The 22,990-nt window shown below is 35.0% G+C and carries 21 protein-coding genes and 1 tRNA gene; 8 read left to right on the forward strand and 14 right to left on the reverse strand.

Going from position 1 to position 22,990, the window contains the following annotated elements; translation table 11 throughout:
* Positions 1-18: 18 nt before the first annotated feature.
* Positions 19-837, reverse strand: a complete 819-nt coding sequence (locus WCQ00_02765; protein MEI6042463.1) for a hypothetical protein — start codon at positions 835-837, stop codon at positions 19-21.
* A gap of 324 nt (positions 838-1,161) precedes the next feature.
* Positions 1,162-1,746, reverse strand: coding sequence for a hypothetical protein (locus tag WCQ00_02770; protein ID MEI6042464.1), 585 nt, complete (start codon positions 1,744-1,746; stop codon positions 1,162-1,164).
* A 120-nt stretch (positions 1,747-1,866) separates the two neighbouring features.
* On the opposite strand from WCQ00_02770, the gene WCQ00_02775 reads away from it, so the two are divergent.
* From WCQ00_02775 to WCQ00_02800, 6 genes are all read left to right on the forward strand, one after another.
* Positions 1,867-2,175 carry a hypothetical protein gene (locus WCQ00_02775; protein MEI6042465.1) on the forward strand — a complete coding sequence of 103 codons (309 nt, stop codon included), beginning with the start codon at positions 1,867-1,869 and terminating at the stop codon, positions 2,173-2,175.
* Positions 2,176-2,454: 279 nt separating this feature from the next.
* Complete coding sequence (locus WCQ00_02780) at positions 2,455-3,351, forward strand: hypothetical protein (GenBank protein ID MEI6042466.1); 897 nt, start codon at positions 2,455-2,457, stop codon at positions 3,349-3,351.
* Between the two features lie 9 nt (positions 3,352-3,360).
* Positions 3,361-4,071: a hypothetical protein gene (locus WCQ00_02785; GenBank protein MEI6042467.1), complete on the forward strand. Its 711-nt coding sequence runs from the start codon at positions 3,361-3,363 to the stop codon at positions 4,069-4,071.
* Between the two features lie 446 nt (positions 4,072-4,517).
* Positions 4,518-6,077, forward strand: a complete 1,560-nt coding sequence (locus WCQ00_02790) for a hypothetical protein (GenBank protein ID MEI6042468.1) — start codon at positions 4,518-4,520, stop codon at positions 6,075-6,077.
* Between the two features lie 240 nt (positions 6,078-6,317).
* Complete coding sequence (locus WCQ00_02795; GenBank protein MEI6042469.1) at positions 6,318-6,953, forward strand: hypothetical protein; 636 nt, start codon at positions 6,318-6,320, stop codon at positions 6,951-6,953.
* Between the two features lie 220 nt (positions 6,954-7,173).
* Positions 7,174-8,727 carry a recombinase family protein gene (locus WCQ00_02800; GenBank protein MEI6042470.1) on the forward strand — a complete coding sequence of 518 codons (1,554 nt, stop codon included), beginning with the start codon at positions 7,174-7,176 and terminating at the stop codon, positions 8,725-8,727.
* On the opposite strand, the gene WCQ00_02805 is transcribed toward WCQ00_02800, so the two are convergent.
* From WCQ00_02805 to WCQ00_02860, 12 genes are all read right to left on the reverse strand, one after another.
* A tRNA-Asn gene (locus WCQ00_02805) sits at positions 8,716-8,787 on the reverse strand. The genes WCQ00_02800 and WCQ00_02805 overlap by 12 nt on opposite strands.
* 119 nt (positions 8,788-8,906) lie before the next feature.
* Complete coding sequence (locus WCQ00_02810) at positions 8,907-9,506, reverse strand: type II secretion system protein (GenBank protein MEI6042471.1); 600 nt, start codon at positions 9,504-9,506, stop codon at positions 8,907-8,909.
* 33 nt (positions 9,507-9,539) lie between these two features.
* Positions 9,540-10,103, reverse strand: a complete 564-nt coding sequence (locus WCQ00_02815; GenBank protein ID MEI6042472.1) for a hypothetical protein — start codon at positions 10,101-10,103, stop codon at positions 9,540-9,542.
* 229 nt (positions 10,104-10,332) lie between these two features.
* The gene (locus tag WCQ00_02820) at positions 10,333-10,956 is read right to left on the reverse strand and encodes a DedA family protein (protein ID MEI6042473.1); all 624 of its coding nucleotides are present in this window, start codon (positions 10,954-10,956) and stop codon (positions 10,333-10,335) included.
* A gap of 92 nt (positions 10,957-11,048) precedes the next feature.
* Positions 11,049-11,699 (reverse strand): hypothetical protein, encoded by a 651-nt coding sequence (locus tag WCQ00_02825; protein ID MEI6042474.1) that lies wholly within the window; start codon positions 11,697-11,699, stop codon positions 11,049-11,051.
* A gap of 53 nt (positions 11,700-11,752) precedes the next feature.
* Entirely contained in the window at positions 11,753-13,246 is a 1,494-nt protein-coding gene (locus WCQ00_02830; protein ID MEI6042475.1) for a hypothetical protein, read from the reverse strand.
* Positions 13,247-13,310: 64 nt separating this feature from the next.
* Positions 13,311-13,757 (reverse strand): response regulator, encoded by a 447-nt coding sequence (locus WCQ00_02835; GenBank protein MEI6042476.1) that lies wholly within the window; start codon positions 13,755-13,757, stop codon positions 13,311-13,313.
* A 53-nt stretch (positions 13,758-13,810) separates the two neighbouring features.
* Positions 13,811-14,467: a prepilin-type N-terminal cleavage/methylation domain-containing protein gene (locus WCQ00_02840; protein ID MEI6042477.1), complete on the reverse strand. Its 657-nt coding sequence runs from the start codon at positions 14,465-14,467 to the stop codon at positions 13,811-13,813.
* Between the two features lie 15 nt (positions 14,468-14,482).
* Complete coding sequence (locus tag WCQ00_02845; protein ID MEI6042478.1) at positions 14,483-15,937, reverse strand: PAS domain-containing sensor histidine kinase; 1,455 nt, start codon at positions 15,935-15,937, stop codon at positions 14,483-14,485.
* 50 nt (positions 15,938-15,987) lie between these two features.
* On the reverse strand, positions 15,988-17,373 hold the full coding sequence (gene purF, locus WCQ00_02850) for an amidophosphoribosyltransferase (GenBank protein MEI6042479.1): 1,386 nt from the start codon (positions 17,371-17,373) through the stop codon (positions 15,988-15,990).
* A 59-nt stretch (positions 17,374-17,432) separates the two neighbouring features.
* Positions 17,433-19,229: an ABC transporter ATP-binding protein gene (locus tag WCQ00_02855; GenBank protein MEI6042480.1), complete on the reverse strand. Its 1,797-nt coding sequence runs from the start codon at positions 19,227-19,229 to the stop codon at positions 17,433-17,435.
* Positions 19,213-20,973 carry an ABC transporter ATP-binding protein gene (locus tag WCQ00_02860; GenBank protein MEI6042481.1) on the reverse strand — a complete coding sequence of 587 codons (1,761 nt, stop codon included), beginning with the start codon at positions 20,971-20,973 and terminating at the stop codon, positions 19,213-19,215. Before WCQ00_02860 ends, WCQ00_02855 begins: the two co-directional genes overlap by 17 nt.
* Before the next feature lie 354 nt (positions 20,974-21,327).
* On the opposite strand from WCQ00_02860, the gene WCQ00_02865 reads away from it, so the two are divergent.
* Entirely contained in the window at positions 21,328-22,134 is an 807-nt protein-coding gene (locus tag WCQ00_02865; protein ID MEI6042482.1) for a hypothetical protein, read from the forward strand.
* A gap of 147 nt (positions 22,135-22,281) precedes the next feature.
* Entirely contained in the window at positions 22,282-22,920 is a 639-nt protein-coding gene (locus WCQ00_02870) for a hypothetical protein (GenBank protein MEI6042483.1), read from the forward strand.
* Positions 22,921-22,990 lie beyond the last annotated feature (70 nt).

Here is a 22,990-nt window from a genome sequence, read left to right on the forward strand (position 1 = left end):
CAATATATAATTTAATACTTATTCAGGTTGGGTTGTCTCTTTCATTTTTTTGAATCTAGCTAAAGCTTCTGGTGTAACTTTTTCAACAGAACTCATACCGTCTGTTACGCTTAAATATTCTCTAAATCCACCATTTACTCCAACTAATCCCATTTCAGATGGTTTTGCAACTTCTTTTGTAATTCTTCCCATAGGATCAGCATCCCAATCTGGTTCCTTATTAGAAGCTATTCTTCCAGCTCTTACATCACGGACGAACCATCTTTTTCCATCAGCAATTACTTCCTCTCCAACATTGAAATGTTGTCCGTTAAAAAGAAAAGCACCCTCTTTTAATTTGTCTTTATTTTCATCAGTCATGTATTTTACTTTACGACCTTCCATGCCGTCCTCCATTTCAGTGGCACGGCCATTAAAAGCTCCGACTTGCTTTGGTGGATTCTCATCTTTACTAGATCTGTCGCTCTCCAGAGTGGAAATTTGATCCTCGAGTGTCTTAATCCTTGCTCTTTCACTTGAGATACTGGGAGGTTCTTGGGAAGAGCCCTCTTTCATTCCTAAACTACCTCGAATTGACGACAGCTTGTCTGCCGTAAACTCGATACCATTTTTAATTGTTTCAATAGCAGAAACACGTTTCAATACTTCTCCACCAATTTCTTGTTCAGACAACATCTCTTCCTTAGGTTCGGGATTTTTTTCAACATTATTTTCTAAGCCTGATTCTATAGACTCACTCCCAACAAAGGTTATGTCCTGACCATCTTCAATCTCTGCGCCATTAGCGTCATGTTTCTTTTCCTGTGGAACTGGATGATTTTTTTCAAAGGAGATCATTGTTTGTATATTATAATTATTAGTAAAGTATACAACATACAAGGAAAAAAAGAAGCCCATACCTAGGTATAAAAATAACCCCATATTAATGGGGCTATTTTCGTCGGCTCGCTTGGCAGTTCGCATTCCGAACCTTTGACTGGTCAAAAGCTGTGGGGGACATAGAAACAACAAACAAAGAAATTAATCACCTGTTGTCTTTAATATAAAGATAATATCGTAAGTATCGTCTGTGGATTTTGAAAGGCTGGGAGGGGATACTCCTTTTACACTAGTCCCCGTCAGTTATAGAAAAAAAGTAGTGTTACCTATTAACTTAAGTAATTATAAGTTATGCGTAGAATTCTTGATTGTTTCATTAACGATATCAGAAACAGTCTTTGTAGATACTGCCTTTCCACAAATTGCTCTCAATTTTTGTTGACCAACTTCTCCATAAATCCATACGAAAAATACCGTGTCAGGATTATCTATAAAAGATATGTCTGCCTGTACTCCCCCATAATCATTATCTGAGGCATCCAAAATTACAAACTTGCTTTGATAATATTTCTTACTAAAATTATTCAAACCACAATTCATATCCTTGCTTATATTCTCTAAAGCTTCTACTTCCAATCCATTATTTGTTCCATCCAAATATCCATTTAGAGCAGTACGAATTTGTTTTATGTATGGACTATTAAAAATTTCTTCTTCAGTTGGGTTTTTTCCAATTACAGGAGGGTTTTCTACCTCGAGGTTTTTTATAGCACCTTCTATTTTAGCTGGATCTACAGTCCCCTTTTGTGTTTCAGAAACAACAGGAGCTTTAGTAGGTTGAACTTGAGACCAATACAAAACACCAGCTAAGATAACCAGAGCAGAGACGATAACTATTATGTGTTTATATTGATTTATTTTTTTCATATGGTTATTCTATCACACGCAACTAAAATATGTCTTAAGAAAAACAATATCAGATGGACTTTTGGATACATTATGGAATAATTAAGTAGTAATTTAGTTATGATTTTCCAATGAAATAATATGAAAAAACACCCATCTATAAGACAAGTCAAATATGCCTACGGATTAATGAATGAAAATAAAACCAAACAGCAAATAGCCCTTGATTCTGGTTTCTCGCCAAGTACTGCCCGAGTTCCCAACTCAATCGAAAATAAGATAGGTTTTAAGCTTGCTATCGCTCAGATAGCTGGAGAGATGGAGAACGTCGCTATGAAGCTCATGTACGAGCTTGAGGTGCGTGATATGAGTAAGATGGACAACAAGACCTTACTTTACTCTCTTGATGTAATTTCAAAGACTCACGAGCGTTTTATGGCCAAAATCTAATAAACATAAGGAATTTCCATACTTCAACATTCAAACTCCACTTCCCTTTATATTTATTTAAAATGTGGTAGTATTTTAGTACAACTTAATAAAAGAAGTAGCCTAAACCTATGTTGAAATATATAGGCATGGTGAAAAAAGTCCTGACAGACATAAAAAACCCATCATATGGGGTGTCTGTCAGGCCGTACTGGGAAACTGGTATTGGAGAGCGCAAGCTCTCCACTCATGTGGTGGGCTTTTTGCGTTCTTGATTATATTTATTTTAAATAAAAATACATGAAAAAATATCTTTCAATTATAGTCCTACTTATAATAATAACTCCTTCGATTGCCCTAGCCTCGTGGTGGAATCCCTTCACTTGGGCATGGCTTGGTAAAACTATAAATACTCAAACTATACAGGAATTGTCAACTACAACATCATCGGTTGCAACATCAACTTATAAGAATATTCATGCAACTACTTCAATAAATTTAATAGGTGATAAAGCTAAAAAGTCTTCAAAAACAGAAGTTCATATTCAAAAACAATCAAATGTTGAACCTTATATATCATCAGTTCAAGATCTGCCACAAAAAACTAACGAGGTAGAAAAAAGTTCCTTATTAAAACAAGATGAATCTATTAAACCATATATAGATATTAAGGTTAATGGGCAAGATGGTCCAATTACCGTAAATTTGAACTCTTACGTTACTGTTTCTTGGACATCAAAAGGTGTTCTGTCTTGTGTTTCAAATAAGAACAACAAGTCACTTTCTGGTAGTGAAATTATAAATATTAATGCACAAACAACAAACCCTTTCGTAATTAAATGTGTTTCTACCGATGGAGATAATGTGTCTGACTCAGTGTCACTAAATATCAACGGTTCAAATATTGAAAATATAGATCCTTATGGTGTAGTACCCTTGAAATCAGGCGATGTTTATACTCCAGATCAACTAAACTTAATTGACTGTACATATCATGGAACTAACTGTAAACCAATGACCACCATTTACCAAGATGTTCAACCTGCTTCTGTTCAAAAACAAGTCTTTGATTGTTGGTCATATCAAGTAGAACAGAAAAAACTCGATGAGAGTTATGCCCAAAATGGAACCCTCTTTTCTGGTGCCAGAGCAAATGCAGATAGCGCCCTAAAAGCAAAATATGCGAGTTGTTTTTAATTCAAGTATATGAAAAAAATAATAACACCATTTATAATAGCAATTATTTTTATAACTACTGCTTACCAGTGGAATCCAGAAAATTTAAATAACCCTATTGATAAAAAGACCACAAATCAATCTGAGCAAAAACCTGTATCCGAGGCGCCTATTTCTACTACCACAAAAAATGTTCATGAGGAACCAAAAAAGATAGTCACTGAAAATACCGAAACTACGTCTATTTCAAAAACCAACACAATACCAACAAAAAATACAAAATCGAATATTGCAACTAGTACAACCGATCCCTATGGTATTTTATCAACATCAGGTATTGCATACACCCCAGCAGAATTAAAAGCCATTGAAAGTGCTTATGCTGGAGTTTATGACCCTGCGATCAATACAGCCTTAAGCAAAGTTGATACTATGCAAAGAGAACGATCTGCAATTGCTGAGGCATCATTAGAATCATCATCAGGAAGAAATGTTGGTACAGTGGTTCTCTCTGAATCTGGATGTGATTATTATTTAGTTGAAACAAGTTTAGGCTATTCACTACTCGAATGGTATGGAGGTTTTGTCCAAGTAGAAGGGGGTATTATATATGGGAACCTAAACAGTTATGGGATGAAAGATGTCACAAACAGGAGCGGACGAAGCGGTAGAGCTTGGGTGGAGGACTACATGCTTTCAAAATCAAGAGCGATGGAAAAATATTACGATAAGTGTAATTAGCAAAACTTGTATTAGACAAGACTAAAATTTGACTTTTACAAATAACTTGCTAGGCTTATATAGAAGCTCTTTGCATCGTAGTAAATTTTCTGGAGAATTGATTTGTTGTATGGGACAGTTATGATCAGTCAAATTCAAAGGGAATGTTCAGAACAATATATTTAAAATAGATAACTCCCGCCTTATGGTAAGTTATCAAGGGTAAATGTGTGAAGCTGACAATCTAATAGGTTTTTCCTATTAAGTTGTCAATTTTACATATTAACAATCATGTAGAAAAGACAACCCCCAAAGGGTTGTTTTTTGTTTAGATAGAAGCAACAAACCTATTTATTCAAAACTCCAACACTTACTTATTAATATTAATCTTGTTTTGTGTGATAGCTCTAAGTGAAGAATCTAATCAGTTACCACTTAGGGTTATCACACGGCATGTAACTGATTATATGAACAATATAAACATCCTCGCCAAAACTTTTGGCGAACAAAAACGTTGGGTAAATTACAAATTAATTGAAAAAGACGGTAAATTAATAAAGCCTCCATTCAAAACAGACGGGAGTCTCGCATCATCGACCGACAGCGGTACATGGTCTAACTACGAAGATGCTATAAAATCATCTCCTAATGTTGGCATAATCTTTACTCCAGATAAATTACTTCTTGGTATTGATATTGATCACTGTCTTGAAGACGGGGTGATTTCTCACGTAGAAAAAGAAAAGATTGAGAAACTAGTCATCAAGGCAAATACTTATACAGAAATATCCCCCTCCAATACAGGACTGCATTTATTTCTTTCTTTGACTGAACCTCTAGAAATTCTAAAAAATAAAAGTGCCCCTTTTGAAGTTTATATATCTGGGCGTTATTTTACTGTAACAAACAACCCATACATAGAAGCTCGTCCTGTTCGTACAGTAACACCAGATGAAGCTTTTAAACTACTATCAATTATTGGTTATCCTTGGAATAAAAAAGAAGACTTTCAACAAAATATTGTAACGCTTAATACTTTATCACTCAGTGATGAAGAGATTATAACTAAAATATTCTCTTCAAAAAATGGAGCCAAAATTAAATCACTTTACAATGGCGACATATCAACATACGGTGACGATGATTCTTCAGCAGACCTAGCATTATGTTCTTACCTAGCTTTTTGGACACAAAAAGATCACAGTCAGATTGAACGTGTATGGCTCAATTCCCCTCTTGGTAAAAGAGAAAAAACTCAATCTCGTAAAGACTATAGAGATAGAACTATCGAGACTGCGATAAATGGTTGTTCAGAAGTATATTCAAAATCAAGACAACAGAAAGAAGATAAGTCTGACGTTAACAATATTCAGACGGAAGTAGCAAAAGATAACACATTACTTAATGAGATTTGTAACCGAAGTGATGTAACACTATTTTGTGATGAGCAAAAAGATACTTATATTGCCTTAGACATTTTGGGGCATCAAGAGATTTGGCCTTGTGATGGTAGTTCAATAAAAAATTTACTAGCTTATATGTCTTGGAATAAAAACAAAAAACCTCTAGGTTCAGAGAGTACTAAAAGCATAATAGCCGTAATGGAAGGTAAGGCACGTTTTGAAGGAAAAGAGATTAAATTACACAATCGTGTAGCTTGGCACGATGGCAGTCTTTGGTATGATCTTACAAATAAACAGTGGCAGGCAATAAAAATATGTGAAAGCGGTTGGGAAATTATAGGCAAACCACCAATCATCTTTAATCGATACAGCCACCAGCAGTCTCAAATTACTCCGAATCAAAACGGAAATATAGACTTATTTTTAAGGTATATAAACATAACTAATCCAGAACACCGTTTGTTATTCTTAGTTTTTTTAGTTAGTTGTTTTATCCCAGATTTTCCTCATGTAATGCTCGTGATATTTGGAGCCCAAGGATCGTCTAAATCAACTTTTTCAAAATTGACGAGAATGACAATAGACCCATCAATGATTGATGTTGTTGCGTTACCAGAAAAATAAAATGAACTTGTACAGATACTTGCGCATCATCACGCCGTATTTTTTGACAATGTATCTCACGTCAGTGAAGATACATCAGATACAATTTGTCGAGCAATTACTGGTAGTGGTTTTTCAAAAAGAAAGCTCTACAAAAATGATGAGGATATCATATACAAATTTAACAGATGTTTAGGAATTAACGGAATAAACCTTGTTACTATTCGACCAGATTTACTTGAAAGAAGCCTACTAATAGAATTGGAAAGAATTGACCCGACAAAGAGAAAGCATGAAAAAGAACTCTACGAGAATTTTGCACAAGATTTACCATCTATTTTGGGAGGAATATTCGATATATTAGTAAGAACTTTAGAAATCAAGTCTACAATCAAAATTAACTCTCTACCTCGTATGGCAGACTGGACTATTTGGGGATGTGCAATTTCAGAAGCATTAGGATATACAAAAGAAGATTTTTTGAAGGCGTATGAAAATAATATCAACAGGCAGGCTGAAATGCTGTTAAATGAAAATATCATAGCTACTACGTTATTTTCATTCATGGAAGATAAATCAAATTGGAGAGGAACTGCTAGCGAACTTCTGGATAGTCTATATTCAAAGACTCCTACGGATTATTTCGCTAAGTATGAGAAGTTTTGGCCAAAAAGTGCTGGCTCTTTATCTCGTAAATTAAATGAACTAAGCACGTATCTAAAGCAAATGGGAATAGTTGTAAACATTAGTACTACTGGCAAGGAAAGGTACATTGATATAAAAAATATTTCTAAAGCTAAGGAATCTATAGAGAAAAATAAGCAGATTCCTATTGGCGTTAGAGATGACGATACTTACGATATTTTATCAATACCAAAAAGAGACATTTTTGCTTAGACCCTTAACACCAACCAAGATGTTAAGCAAAGAAATTATTAGTGAGTTTCAGGAGGTTCTAAAAGAAGAGTACGGCAGGAACGTAACCTTTCAAGAAGCATCCTCAATACTTTGTGGTTTGGTGGCCTATTTTGACACGCTTGCAAAAATAAACCATCTTATGCAACAAGACCCCTGAGTGATATACTGGGTAAAATACTTATAAATTAATCTAACAACCATGGAAACTAAAGCTGTATCATACTGTAGGGTGTCATCTAAAGAACAAGAGGAGTCTGGCTATTCCCTACCATCACAGGAGAAGTTACTTGCTGAGTATGCAAACAGGAAGGGATTAGATGTGACTAAAGTATTTGCTGTAGCTGAATCTGCAAGTGGAGCAAAACAAAGAAAGATATTTAGTGAAATGATGGAGTATATGGAAAATAAGGGCATATCTATATTGTTATGTGAAAAAGTTGATCGTCTATCGAGAAATTTAAAAGAAGCTGTGGTTGCAAATGATTGGATTGAGGCTAATCAGAAAAGACAAATTCACTTTGTAAAACAAAATCTTGTTATACACAAAGCTTCTAAATCTGATGAAAAATTTCGTTGGGATATTGAGATTGTTTTGGCGAAGAAATTTATTTCAAATTTATCAGAAGAGGTTAAAAAGGGACAGAAGGAAAAAATATCTCAAGGTTGGTTACCAACAAAACCCCCTCTAGGATATATAACGACTGGAGACAAAGGTCACAAAATACATCTAGTTGATACAGAAAAATCTTCTTATATCAAAAAGATGTTTGAGCTTTATTCTACAGGCAACTATTCCATACCCGCCCTTGTTGAGGTCATGTACACAGATGGTTTCAGAAACAGAGAGGGTAAAAAGGTTGGAAAGTCTAGATTACACGACCTGTTATCAGACCCTTTCTACTGTGGAGAAATGAAATGGAATGGCCAAATATATTCCGCAAAACATAAACCTATTATCACAAAAGAACTATTTGATTTAGTTCAAGAAAAGATGAATCGTAAGTTTAAAATTCCTAGATATCAAAAACATTTACCAATATTTAAAGCTAAAATCGAATGTGAGGAATGTAATGGAACTATTACATGGGAAACCCAGAAGGGTCATTGGTATGGTCATTGTAACCACCATAAAAAATGTGGTCAAAAAAATTGGTGGAAACAAGAAAAGGTTGAGGAAAGGATATTCCCATACTTTGAAGGAGTAGCACCCAAAACCGCTAAGGTATTACAAATTATTGAAAGAGCAATTATAGAGAGTCACAGTGATGATACAAAAGATAATTCTAATTCACTAATTGAAGTTAATAGACGTATAGAGACATCACAACGTAGACTAGAGGCAATTTATGAAGACAAGATTGATGGAAAAATTTCTATTGATTTTTACAACAAGAAATTTACTGAATACACAAAAGAAAATGAGGAGGCTACAAAATTATTAGTCAAAGCCAGTAAGGGAAATATAAAATATTATGAATCGTGTTTCAAAATTCACGAGCTTGCTTCAAATGCTTCACTTATCTACAAGAGCCCTAAAGCCACAACGGAGGACAAAAGACTACTTCTTAGTAAGATATTTTCGAACCTGTCATTAGGAGATGATAATATAACGCCAGAATACACATTAGCCTTTAAATTTCTTACAGAATGGCTACCTGTGCTAAATGATAGTTTCGAACCACAAAACTATGGCTCTAACAAAGGAAAAGAGAGCACTTTCGTGCCCTCTCATCCTGTCTTGCTCCGCGGGTAGGATTCGAACCTACGACCAATTCGTTAACAGCGAACTGCTCTACCACTGAGCTACCGCGGATTGTTTACATCATTCCCTGTGTAGGGCTTGATACAAAGATAATAGCAAAATGTACATCTTTTGTAAACTCTATAATAGGTTAGGTTTTAAAGGGCTACACCCCACCCATATTTCCCCATCTACCTTGTCACCATTATGTCCCCAGAGGCTGTAGTTTCAGCTACATCAGACTTAACTGTCACTCTTCCTGTTATGTCTTGAAGTATCAGATATCCTGTATCATAGCTGTCTGGAGTCTCCCAGAAGGCGCCTGTTTTCTTTGGATCAAAGGGTAATGAGGAAATATAGGTCGGGGAAATACAATCCGCTATATCAAACACTCCAGCCCCAACTCCACTCTTCATAGGCTCAAATGTTGTTGGTATATTTTTTGCCTCCCCATTACAACTGAATACCCCACCATTATCTGCAATGTTTTGACTCACTGCATTTAGAACTGATGCAACATTTGCGGTACGTTGAGAATCTCTTGCTGTCTTAAATTGCTTGGCAGGATTCACTGCGACCAAAACAACAGTTGCAAGAATTGCCAGAATTCCAATTACCACTAAAACCTCTATCAAAGTAAAACCAGCAGTAGCACCAACTGTACTGGATACATTAGTATTTTTCTTCACAAACTTATACTTCTTCAAAAAATTTGAAATAGCGGTCTTTTGTGCCACGCTTTGATTACGCGTCACAGGAACAGCTCTTCCAATTACATTTATTTTATTCATGTTCAAATCGTATCAAAGCAACATAAAGAATCTCTAAATATTTTCTAAAGAATCGATAAAGTTATTTATGAGATGTAGTTTACTAATATATGACCTATATTCATCCAATCTCCACTCTACATATATCCTTGAACGATTACCCTCATCTACAAATTGATCTTTTCCTACCCCACCAACACTTAAAACACCGAGGGTGCTGTAACCTTCTATTATAGATCTATAGCTGCAACCGGAGCCTACATCACAAGCTTTCAATTCTATCACTTTGCAATTGTAGTTTTCAGAGCCACTTCTACCATTTATTGAATACCTAGAGATATTTGCATCTACCTGACCAATGACTCCCATACCATTACCATTTGCCCCGACGTTGTGTATCCAATAATTATTGTCTATAGGTGAATTTATTTCCAATCTCTGTAGATAGTCAATTAAATCAGTGTTTAATGATGGATACTTTGCTAAGATATTTGAAATCTGTCCAACACACAAAAAAGAGCTCTGCAAAGCCCTTTCTGACTTTATTATTTCTCTCACATTATCAGCAATTTTCTTCTGATTTTCAGAGTATTTTATCATCATCAAAAGTAATGACATTGATACTATTATGACAAAAATAAGCAATGCAAAACCATTCTCATACACTCGCAAAATCACACGATTCCCAGATTTCTTTCTTTCATTAAATTTTAGCACCAAGAAACTATATCAAATAGACATAAAGTCACGATAAAGAAAAGGTAAAGAATTACCCTACTTTTAATTTTACGCGGAATATTCCAGCGACTGTCTATATATTACAATATCTCAAACCTCTTCTTGTACCCTAGATTCCAACCACTTTCTTTCTTTCTATTTTTAACCACCACAGGAATGCAACTATACCTATTACAGAAAGGATAAGTCCAACCTCAGAGAAATATTTTCCAAATAGATGCCATTTTCTACCAACCAAAACTCCAAGCATTAAATAAGCGACAGACCAAACTGTTGCACCGACAATATTCCATAGGTTAAATGTCTTGAAGTCCATACCAGTTGTCCCTGCTACTATTGGAACAGCGGGACGTATTGGGCCAATAAATCTGGCCATAACAAGGCTTTTTGCCCCATATTTATCAAAAAAAGAATGCCCCACCTTCAGATTTTTTGTACTTAAATATCTATGATGATCCTTGAAGAATCTTCTGCCGTATTTACCCAGGGAATAACTAATCATATCACCAAGTGTCGCACCTATTATTGAGGCAATTACACATGGGAAAAAATGCATATAGCCCTGAGAAATTACTGAGCCAAAATAAAGCATCACAATAACTCCTGGAAATACGGCTCCAACAGGACTTGATTCTAGACCTGAAATTATAAAAACTATCAAATAAACAAGAACGCCCATTGATGCAAAATAAGGCATTGAGTCTATTATTGGTTTGATTAGAAAATCTAACATAGATTGATTATATCAGAAAAAATGACTTTTACTTAGGGAAAATTAAAGCAGTACGGCTAAATTCACGATGCACAACAAATAACTGAATTTGACTAGTTAGTCCTTATAAACTGTCCGTTACCGTATTGATAATATGAGTTTGAGTTGGAATAATAATTTTGATTTTGATACCCATATCCACTATTGTTGCCATTATTACCATAGCCATTGTTTACATAAGCAGGATAACCAGTACTTGCTTGATAGTAAAGAGAGATTGCCGCTGTGCCCGCTGCGGTTGCTGTAGTTTGACCTATACCACCATATACACCAACGTTGCCACTATTTGAATTACCGTACGTAGTATTATAAACAGGAGTCTGTTTTCCAAAAGTATCCATTGTAGTGCTTATGCCATTGTTCGATGTGTTATTTGGCACATAAACTATCTGAGGATAATATTGAAATTGATATGGCTGACCTATACCATTATTATTAGTTTGATTTGGTACGTAGGTTATTTGAGGATAACTTTGATATTGATACGGCTGATTGTAGTTTGATGCAGAAGAATAGTACGAATAGTTATTGCTACCCCCACAACCACTGTAATCGCCATACCCCCCGTAATTATAATCATAAGAACCGCCACATGCCTCTACCTTATTAAAAGGCACAGCAACAAACATAATAGCAAAAATAGCCATAGAAATTACAAATGGGAAAGTGGCATTTTTAATGTATTTGTTTGTAGCGATATTCATAGGCTTATTTATATCTGGATATTAGCACATATATGCCATTTGTAAAGAGGTTGCTAATTAATCTTGAAAGTACTAAATATCTTATCGAAAATTGAAAAGTATGGACTACTATCTTCCTTTGCTATTGCATACAATCCAAAAATGCTCCTATCTCCATTTTTATCGCTTACACAAATATCCGCATGATATGTGCTATCACCCCCAGAAGTTACCGCGTATTTAATATATGAACCAACACCAAATTGACCTAGATCAATAAACTCGGAACTTTTAACTTTGACACTTGTTGAATTACTTAATCCAAAAGTATATTCTGCACAAGTTCCCATTATCGACAATGTACTAAATACTATTGTTCTACCCTCTGGCTCTGTAAATGTTATCATCGTACCCTTATCAAAGTTCTCCTTTCTTTGCCAAGTATCTGGAGCACGGAATGAAAAATTTAGACCTTTATATGCATAATTATACGGATACCAAATTGATGTACTTTCAGATTGTTCTTTAAATAACCTCGCCTCTGCAATTTTGCGCATAGAATATATAAAAGGGACCGCTGGACTGGTGGCAACAGATGAGTCGCCACCTTCTATAGATGTGCTAGTTGCAACATCATATCTAATCACCTTATTGACCGATGGCTTACCAATCTTATCGCCACTCACATAAAAACCTCCAATCAATGTTGCAACGTTATCACTAATTTCTACTGATGAGATTGATGGCGAATATACACCATAATTAAATGGGACGATAGTGTATCGAGGTAAAGGTACAGAAATTATAGAGCTTGAAGAACTAACCGCTGGAGCGGGAGCAACGACAGCAATTGGAGCTTCTGAAAGCAGAGTATAAAAATTATTTGTTATAGTTTTGTTTGCTGTACCATTTTCAGTTGCAGATATAGAAATTACAGCATCATTTATGCCGTCTTTATTTAAATCGCCGATAGCCCAAATTTTATCTAGCTTATAATATGGGAAACAAAGTCTTTCTGTTGGCGTGTTGTAGCAAACATCCCCCATCGCCTCTCCATTTGATAAGGTAATATTTACACCATTCTTATCATTATTGGTTTTAATTAGATACTGAGAGCCACTTGCTGCCATGATAATATTTGAGACATCAGATGAATTTGGATCAACACCTTCTCCAAACGTGATCTTGCCAATAGCACCAACACCACTGTTTATTCCACCGCCTGCAACAGTCTTTGCAGTGTTGACTGAATTTTTAATATTTTTAAGCACAGTAATTGGCGAATCTATAAGACTTTTGATTGCAACTTCCTCAACTGTCGGAGCTTCTGAACCTGCGGGATTTTGATCTGTAATTGGGCCTCTAAGTACAGCATCTTCTTGTTGTTGCTTCTTAGTTACTATAGATTGAAATAGCTTTCCTTGCTCATTTATACCAATATAGTATGCAGCTACCGCAAGTAGTGTAAGACCTATTATAAAATAGAAAACAAAAGTAACAGAACCTTTATTTTTTAAGATTCTGTCATTGTCCATGTTCGAGTGTTTTTTTTCGATATTCAAAAACATAGTAATATTATATCACTATAAGTAAAAAAGTTTAAGAATTATAATGCAAGAAATCCGAAAATGATTACATAGTTAAAACCTCCTTCACCTTCTCCACAATTTGATCTAAGGTGTAGTTTGTTTTAACTAGAAAAACGGTAGTTCCCTGCTCCATTGCATGAGCGACACTCTCTGGCTTATCAATTGATGTAAGCATCATAACTTTTGCATGTTCTCCCCAAGGATCAGTTCTTAGTTTTTCTAATGTCTCCCAACCACTCATATTTGGCATTTTTACGTCAAGCAAAATTACGTCTGGCTTTATTTCAAATGCTTTCTTTAGACCAATTACTCCGTCTCCAGCTGATTCAGCGATAAAACCTGAGAAGTTTAGTTTATCTACTAAAACGGAAGAAAGGTTCTCGTCATCATCAATTACTAATACTTTTTTCTTAATAGTTACTGCCGGCTCAGCAGCTGTGTTTACGTCTAGATTTGCATCAGTTTGATTTGTTGTGTTTTGTTGTTCCATGATGGTTATATTATAGCCTTAATTTGGGGTTTTGGCCAAGGTAAGTAGTTAAATCAGTTTCCCATGCAATAATCACCTAATTCAGAAGGCCCTTCTCCCCAATCTATTATTTCCTTATTCCAGTAGGAACTCGTAAATGGAAAAGAAGGTTGACCATACAATTGACTATCAATATCTTGAAGATAAATTTGTATATAATAATTATTAAATGTTTTAATACCACCGCAAGAGTAGTAGCGTGAAAAATACTCCGATAACTCAACAGGATCGGTGACATAAGCTATATACATATAACCCAACTTAGGAAGAGAGATTAGTGATTTAGTCAAATCACCCATATATAGCTTTTTTGTTTTAAGTAAAGCGCTTACATTATCAGTAACTTCAGTTAAGGTAGATGCGGGTACACCAAGTTGGTACTGATCTTGAAGCCAAGAGCCTAGAGGAAATTTCGGATATGATCCAAAACTTGTCCTATATAACTCCAAGGCCTTGGCAAATTCCTCCATATCACTTCTCACCTTTGATATCTGAGCCTTTTGTCTCGCTGTATTTACTGAAGCCAAAACAACAGATGAAAGCAAAGCAATAATTGAAATAACCACCAGAAGTTCAATTAGAGTGAAGCCAGCTTTCTTGAACCTAGATCTAGAGCCCCCCCCTATCAGTTTTGAGATTCCTTCCTCTTTGTATTTTTTAAAAATTCGCATATTTTTGTTAATATATTATAACCTCAAAGTGAAAGTTGAGCCAACATTCTCCTCTGATGCAAAACTAATACTTCCGCCAAGTGCCTCAGCAACTGATTTAACAAGATATAGACCAAGTCCAGTACTTTGGCTACTACTAACATCCTGTACATTTTTCGCACGAAACAGCTTTGAAAAAACTCTGTTTTGCTGATCCTTTGGAATTCCCAGACCAGTATCTGTTACGCTTATTTCTCCTTGATCTAGACTTACTCCATCCTGCAAATCAATTGTTATACTTCCGCCGTCTCTATTGTACTTAATGGCATTTGTAATCAGGTTTTGAATAACAATTCTGAGAAGTTTTGGATCACTATTCACATTTGATAATGCATTATTGTATTTCTTATTAAATACGATTTTCTTTGCATCAATTTGCGACGCAAGTTCAACGATAATTCCATCAACAATTAGGGGCACATTTGTAGATTCTTTTGTTATTGCAAGTGTACCGATTTCTATTCTTGAAACATTTAATAAAGTCTCTACTAAATCAACCATATCTTTATTAACCCTAGCCATTCTACCTAAATATTCTTTTTGCTTATCTGTTAAGACACCTAAATCTCCAGATGAAAGCATTTCTGTATACCATTTAATTGTTGCAAGAGGTGTTCTCAATTGATGTGAAGCTAAGGAGACGAATTCTGTCTTTGCTTGATCCAATTGCTTTTGCTCTGTTATATCAAAAACTGTAACCAAACCACTTTTCTTACCTGTTGAAAAATCTTTACTTTGAAATATTGAAATTGAAGCCCATTTAACTGAACCTTCTTTTGTTATCATTCTAATTTCCTCCTTATTGATTGGTAGATTAGATTTGTAAAAATTAAGGAATTTCTCACCCAGTTCCTTATCTTCTTCTGCTGTATAAAAAAAGAAATTTTTTCCTGAAATTTCGGCTGGTATAACTCCAAAAAATCTTAGAGCAGATTTATTACATCCATGTATTTCACCTTCTTCGTTAATTGTTAAATATGGTATTGGTGCATTTTCATATATTTCCTCAAGCTCCATCTTTGAACCTAGTAGTTTTTTTGTCTTATATGAAGAGATAAGCTCTGCTCGCGTTGTTGATGTTAAAAGAAGATACACTATATAACCAATAAGTACTGTAGTTATATAGGCAGAAATCAACAATATCAATGCTTCAAATCCAGAAGCAGAGAAACTAGTGAACATTCCTCCTCCAGTACCCGCTCCTTCTAGATTAAAATATTTTTGAGGATATAAAAATATATCAGTGAAGAAAGGGGTGACCCAAAACAAAAGTCCCATTAGCACAATTACAGTTGTAATACTAATTGTAATATGTCTAACAAGAATATCCTTTTGTTCTAGTTCTGAAGATGGATCCTTTGCTTTTTCCAACAATGGTTCAACTGTAGTTGGCACCAAAGCTGGTATTTCATTTTCTACATTTTCAGTCATAGAAATATTATATCACACAGAACTCATGTACTACAGTGTATGGACCCTGATTATTCGTACGAAACCTCATCCTTTCTCTCTCTTAAATCAATTGGGTACTTTCCATTAAAACATGATGTGCAAAATAGTGATTCGCTAAGTCCAGTTGATTCTATCATTCCATCGTAGGACAGAAAATTTAAAGATGTAGAACCTAAATATTTATTCATCTCTTCAATACTCATTTTAGATGCAAGTAAGTCAGATTGCTTTGGTAAATCTATTCCATAAAAATCTGGATATTTAACTGGCGGAGAACTTATAACAAAGTGAACCTCCTTTGCGCCCGTTTCAAAAAGCATTTTAACAATTTGGCGAGATGTAGTTCCTCTAACAATTGAATCATCGACAACAATAACCCTTTTATTTTCAATCATCTCTTTAAGTGGTGCTAGTTTTAACTTAACACCCTGTTCTCTAATATGCTGTTCTGGTTCGATAAAAGTTCTGTGAATATATCTACTTTTAATAATTCCCATTTCAAATGGAATTCCAGATGCATTTGCATAACCTATAGCAACAGGAATTGAAGTCTCAGGAATTGGTATAACAACATCTGCATCAATTAAATACTCCTCTGCTAAGCGCTTTCCAAAATTCTTTCTAACATCATAAATTGACTTGCCAAGCAAAGTACTGTCAGGTCGGGAAAAATATACGAATTCAAAAATATCCAGCTTCTGAATTCCTTTTACGATTTGTTTTATCTTAAGCCCGCTCTCATCTACAACAACCATTTCTCCTGGATTCACATCTCTCATAAAAGTTGCACCAATTGGATGAAAGGCGCAGGTTTCTGATGCAAAAACAAAGCCTCCATTTAACTTGGCAATAGATAGTGGTCTAATTCCATATTGATCTCTAAGTGCAATCAACTTATTCTTAGTCATTATTAATATAGAAAAAGATCCCGTCATTAGCGGGAAAATTTCTTCTATAGCATCTTCTATTGTTTTACCTTTAGTAACAAGGGCGTGCAGTGCTTCTGTGATTATCATAGAGTCGGAAGCTTTTTGCAATTCTATTCCCCTATCCTTCAAAAACTTTGTTAATAGCGTTGTGCTAGGTAGGTTTCCATTGTGCACCAAGGTGATTGTCTTGTCAGAAGTTTCTATGGGGTGTGCGTACTCAACTCCGGCACCTGACGAGGTTGAATATCTATTGTGACCTATTCCAATGTATCCTGGTAGACTTTGTATTATTTTCTCATTGAAGACTTGCGATACTAATCCAACTCCTTTATGACAAAATATTTCTTCCCCATCTGTTGTTGCAATTCCTGAATTCTCCTGCCCTCTATGTTGTAGAGAGTATAAACCAAAAAAGGTCAGACGGCTTACGTCTAGACCTTTACCATAGATTCCAAATACTGCACATTTTTCTCCAGGGTTTTCCATACACTTATTGTATCATATATTTGGGGTCAGGCACCATGGTGCCTGACCCCAAATAAAAGCTAATTATGCCCGCCATGCATAAGCATCTTCACAGCATGTTCCATTGAACCAGCAACGGTTATTGTTCCAGAATTTACAAAACAAATTTCATCGGCCCTATCTATTGTATTTAGCCTGTGGGCAATAATTACTTTTGTAGTTTCAGACGGAAGCTTCATAAGTATTTCTTCCAATAATTGCTCGGTTACAGTATCAATGTTTGCTGTTGCCTCATCTAAAATTAAAATCTCTGGTTTATGCAAAATTGCACGAATAAACGCAATTAATTGTTTCTGTCCCAAACTAATACCATCACCTGATGTTGTCACTTTAGAATCAAGACCGTTTTCAAATCTTGCTAACAACTTTGATAATCCAGCTTTTTCAAGTTCATCGCGAAGCATTTCATTTGAATAGTTCGCATAATTGTCATTACCATAAATAATATTATCTTTAACTGTACCTGAAAAAAGGAATGGTTCTTGTAGAATAAAACCAATTTTTTTAACTCTATCTGCTGGCTGATACGACCTAATATCAATGCCGTCTAGAAAAATCGTTCCTTCTGTTGGATCAAATAATCTAGCCATTAAGGAAGCTGTTGTTGTCTTTCCTCCGCCAGTTGGACCTACAAGTGCATAGGTCTTTCCTTTATCAAATTTAAGATTAATATTACTTAACACGCTCCCTCCATCAGGATAACCAAATGAAACATTTTTAAACTCGATAATAAGGCTCTCATTTTTTGTGGGTAAATTTCCGGATGGAATACCCTTCTGTTTATCTTCTTTTGTTAGATCTAAAACCTCTAGATTTGATTTAAGGACAAGAATTTCCGATATTCTATCTAAGCCGGCAAGCGCCTGCTGTAGAGATGACCACACAGAAGCAAGCTGTTGCAATGGCCCATAAAAGCTTGTTGTATAAAGCATAAAACCAATCAGCAAACCAATGGTAAGCTGTCCAGCGGAAATAAGATAAATACCATAAACTAAAACAAGAAGTTGACCAATATTTGATGCCAAACTATATATTGGTGTAAACAAGTTATTTGCAATACCAGCACCAAAGTTAGCTTTGAAATTTGTTTCATTAACATTGTCAAACTTTTTGCGAAAATAATCCATTCTATTGAAAGCAACAACAACCTTAAAATTATCTATATTTTCTTGAATCTCAGCACTCATTCCTCCAAGACTTTGTAAATTTTCTAGATTTTTTTTCTTCACCCAACCAGAAATAATTCTTGAAATAATAAAAACTAGAATCGCTGGAATTAAAGCTACTATACCAAGCTTAGGATTCAACACAAGAAGAAATATTCCAGCACCAACTATCAAGAAAAAGTTTCTCATGAATTGCATCAAAGCCTGAGAGAAAAATTGATTCAGTTGGTCTGTGTCATTATTAATACGAGAAATTAAATCTCCGACTTTATTTTGATTAAAGAAAACCAAGGGCAACTCCTGAAGCTTATTGAAAACAGTATTACGTAAATTGAATAAAATCCTTCTTCCGACTCCGCCCATTCTTGTTGTCTGTATATAACTCGAAAATAATCCAATGAAATAAATTATGAATAATAATACAGCTGTTAATAGAACTTCTCTGTAGTTACCTTTTTGAATATAATTGTCTATTGTATAACCAATTATAAGCGGGGCAACTAGGGCAGCAGATGAAGTGACTATTGTAGCGATTAAAGCCATTATTAAATTACGCTTTTCTCCCTTAATGAAGGATTTCATTTTCTTAAAAGCACTCCACAAACTCACCTTTCTGTCTTTTTTTTCTGTTTTATTAAGCTGGTATTTCATGTTTGTTTGTACTTTCGTAATTATTTGTACTTTGCTGAGAATCATAAATCTGAACATATTCTGGAGAAGTCTTCATAAGCTCCTCATGTGTACCAGTGGTTAAAATCTCCCCATCCATCAGTAGAATAATTTCATCATAGTTTTCAATGGGAGCGATTTTTTGAGTAACTGATATTAGAGTAATACCTGGATAATTCCTTTCAATATTCTTCAAAATCTTTTTTTCAGTTGTATTGTCCACTCTGGCTGTAAAATCATCTAGTAGCAAGACTTTTGGATTTAAAGCAAGTGCACGAGCAAGCATGACTCTTTGCTTTTGACCACCAGAAAGACTGGTTCCTCTTTCTGAAACTATAGTATCGAGTTTATTTGGGAGACTATCTATAAAGTCATAAAGTTCTGCTGTCTGAATAGCCTTTTCTAGATCTTCATCCTTTACAGTGTTACTGAAAGCAATATTTTCTCTTAGAGTTAAATTGAACATTATACTATCTTGGAATACAAACCCTACTTGTTTATGTAGAGATTCCTTGCTGTAAAAATCTATATCCCTTTCATCATATTCAATAATTCCAGAGTTTGGAGAAAATAATCCAATGAGTAAATATAGCAATTGAGTCTTGCCAGCAGCTGTTGGACCAATGATTGCTGTCTTTGTCCCAGCTTTTACACTAAAGGATACATCTTTTAGAATCATCTTATTTCCTAGCGTAACAGAAACGTGCTTAACACAAACATTACCGTCAATATTTGCAACTGTTGTTCCTGTGTCTTTTTTCCTAGGCTCATTTAAGACTTCTGAAATTCTCTCCCAAGAAGGTGTAGCTTGCGCAATAACAGCACTAGTAAAACCAAGAATCATTATGGGAAAAATTAAAATAATCAAATAGTTATTAAAAGCACTGAAGCTTCCAAGAGTCATCGTACCTGCAATTACATAATGACCCCCAAGTGTTAATATTATAAGTGTTGCGATATTTGTAAAAAATGTAATTACTGGAACAAGCCCTGCAAATAGACCTAAGATTCTTAATCCAATATTTTTTGCTTCAGTATTTACGATTAAAAACTTTTGATATTCATAATCATGTGAATTCAATAATCTAATTAATGCAGAACCAAGTATACTTTCATTGATTACTTTGTTCAGTGCATCAATTGCTTCTTGTGATTTTTTAAAAAGTTTTCTAACTTTGGAAAAAACGAAATAAAATGTGAATCCAATTATTGGAATCACAGAAAGAACAGCAAGGGCTAACCTCCAGTTTATAAGCAAAAGAAGGGTCATCGAACCAACTATTAAAAATATAGATGAGACCACCGAAGAAACGGATTGAGAGACAAAGGTTTTAATATTATCAATGTCCGATGTTAAGTTTGTTAGAAGTTTTGACGGTGTCACCTTCTGAATATATGAATAATCCTGAACGGATATCTTGGCCATTAATTTTCTCCTAAGGTCTCTTGCTACTCTGCCAGAAGTATAAATTTGGGCAACACCAAGAAGGTATGTAAAGATAAATATCAAAATCGCTACTGTGAAAAATTCTAAAGTTACAACATTAATATCAAAAGAACCTTTTGCATATGTATCAATAGCTCTAGCGATTATTTTTGGAACAAGCAACGTAAGACCATTTGCAATAATAGTTAGTATAACGAGTAAGGAGATCAGTGATGAGTATGGCTTTAGAGTACCAAATAGACTCGGATTTTCCTTTTTTTCTCTCTTGTTTTTTTTCATTACTATGTATGATTATAGCATATGGAATTATGTACTTAAATATAAAAAAGACCCGGCCGGCGCGAAGGCGCCGGCCGGGTCTTTTTTATCTAAGGCTTTATTACAATCTTCTTTGCCTTCATTTTTTTCTTATTCTTACCTTGAGCGTTATTCCCTTTAGCCATTTTAATTTTTATTATTTTTTAATGCATAAATTATAGCACAGTTTTTTTTAAGCAAACAAAGAAATTCACAACTCTTGGCCAAGTAATAAGCACCTAGGAAATAAACTTGGTTGTGCAAAAATAACTCTTGACTATAGGAATCGGTGGTATAATTAGACATCGGCTTTAAAATTTTAAACATACATAAAACATGAAGAAAATATTATCAACCCTAGCTATTGCATTATTAGTCTCAAGCTTTTCCCTTGCTAACGCAGAGTCTCAATCAAGAGGCGAGAACAGTCAAAAAGAATTGAACGAAAATTCAAATAAGAACGAGCAATTTGAATCAACAAGCACAGAAAGAGAAATGGAGAAGAATAAAATCGAAAACAATCAGTCTGAACTTTATCGTCAGACAAACGGTAGCTCGTCAGCCACATCAGCAGTCCAAATTAAAGAACAAAACAAAATGGAAATTAGATCTGTTGAGAAAAATAATGGGAACAACACAAAACAATTTTCTGACGGTAGGCGCTCTGAAAAGTCTTCCACTACAGCCTCAAGTACAAATAAAGAAGACAGTAACGGTAAGTCCGTATCAGAGGATCATCGCAGTACGGTAGCAACTTTTGTTAAATCATTATTAAGTGTTGCAGACAGAGAAGGTGGTATCGGAAGCAAAGTAAGAGAGATTGCTAGAAATCAAAATGATTCAGCAACTACTACAGCATCATCAATAGAAAAGGTTGAGAAAAAAGGTTCTATAAGTAAATTCTTCTTTGGAAGTGATTATAGAAATCTGAATGTAATTAAGGATGAGATGGCAACGACAACAGCAAATATCGCTCAGCTTAAATTACTTCTTGATAAGGCAGCAACAAACACTGATCGTACTGCGCTTGATGCCCAAATTAAGGTATTAGAAGGTGAACAGACAAAGCTGACAAATTATGTAACTCAAAATGAAAATGCATTTAGTTTGTTTGGATGGTTAACAAAGATGTTTGTAAAGTAGAAAGATTATCAAGTCTATTTAATAAATCTATCTTCAGATAACTAAAACGCCCTCTTTACAGAGGGCGTTTTAGTGCTACCATGCTAATTAGAGAGATCCGAGTGGATATCTTGTTACTTCTATATAGGTAGCCAACCGGCTAGAATCTTGACAAAACAATTCGCAAAACAAACAAACATTATGAGTGTTAAATTTAAAAAAAACGTTCTTATTTCCGTCGAAGATGAAACGGCCGTTGAGGACTTTGGACAATTAATCAATAGTGGTTGGAATATTATTTCAACTGGCAAAACTGCGGCCAGACTTAAGTTGCTTGGTATACCATGCAAACCTGTAGATGATTCCCGTTTTACAGAAATAATATTGAATGGGCAAATGAAAATACTCGATTCCAATATTTTGGTGGGAATCATTGCCAATCGTGAGAGGCTTGGCGATATGGAGGATTTGGAAACCTATGGAATTATGCCTATTGACATGGTTGTAATGAACCTCCCTGACTTCAAGAAAGCGCCAGGGTTCAAGAATATTGATATTTGTGGACCAGCACTTATTCGGGCAGCAGCTCAAAATGGGGCTTCTGTTACTGTAGTCACCGATCCAAATGATTATGCACAAGTAATCAAGGAACTTCTTAATGAGGGTCAGGTTCGCGAATGGACTCGAGAATACCTAGCAATCAAAGCCTTTGAACATACAAGTTCATATGACAGCTCAATTGTACGGTGGGCAAAAAAACAAAGCCTTCTTGGATGTCTTTTCTACGAAGAAATGGATTTTTGCTAAGTACGTTTTTATAGGCACGTACCTATACATTCGGACATATTCCCCGCACAGCAATGTGCGGGGAATATAT

The sequence above is a fragment of the bacterium genome (assembly GCA_037127815.1).
In the GTDB taxonomy this organism is placed as follows: domain Bacteria; phylum Patescibacteriota; class Minisyncoccia; order Phycocordibacterales; family CAIZLB01; genus CAIJKW01.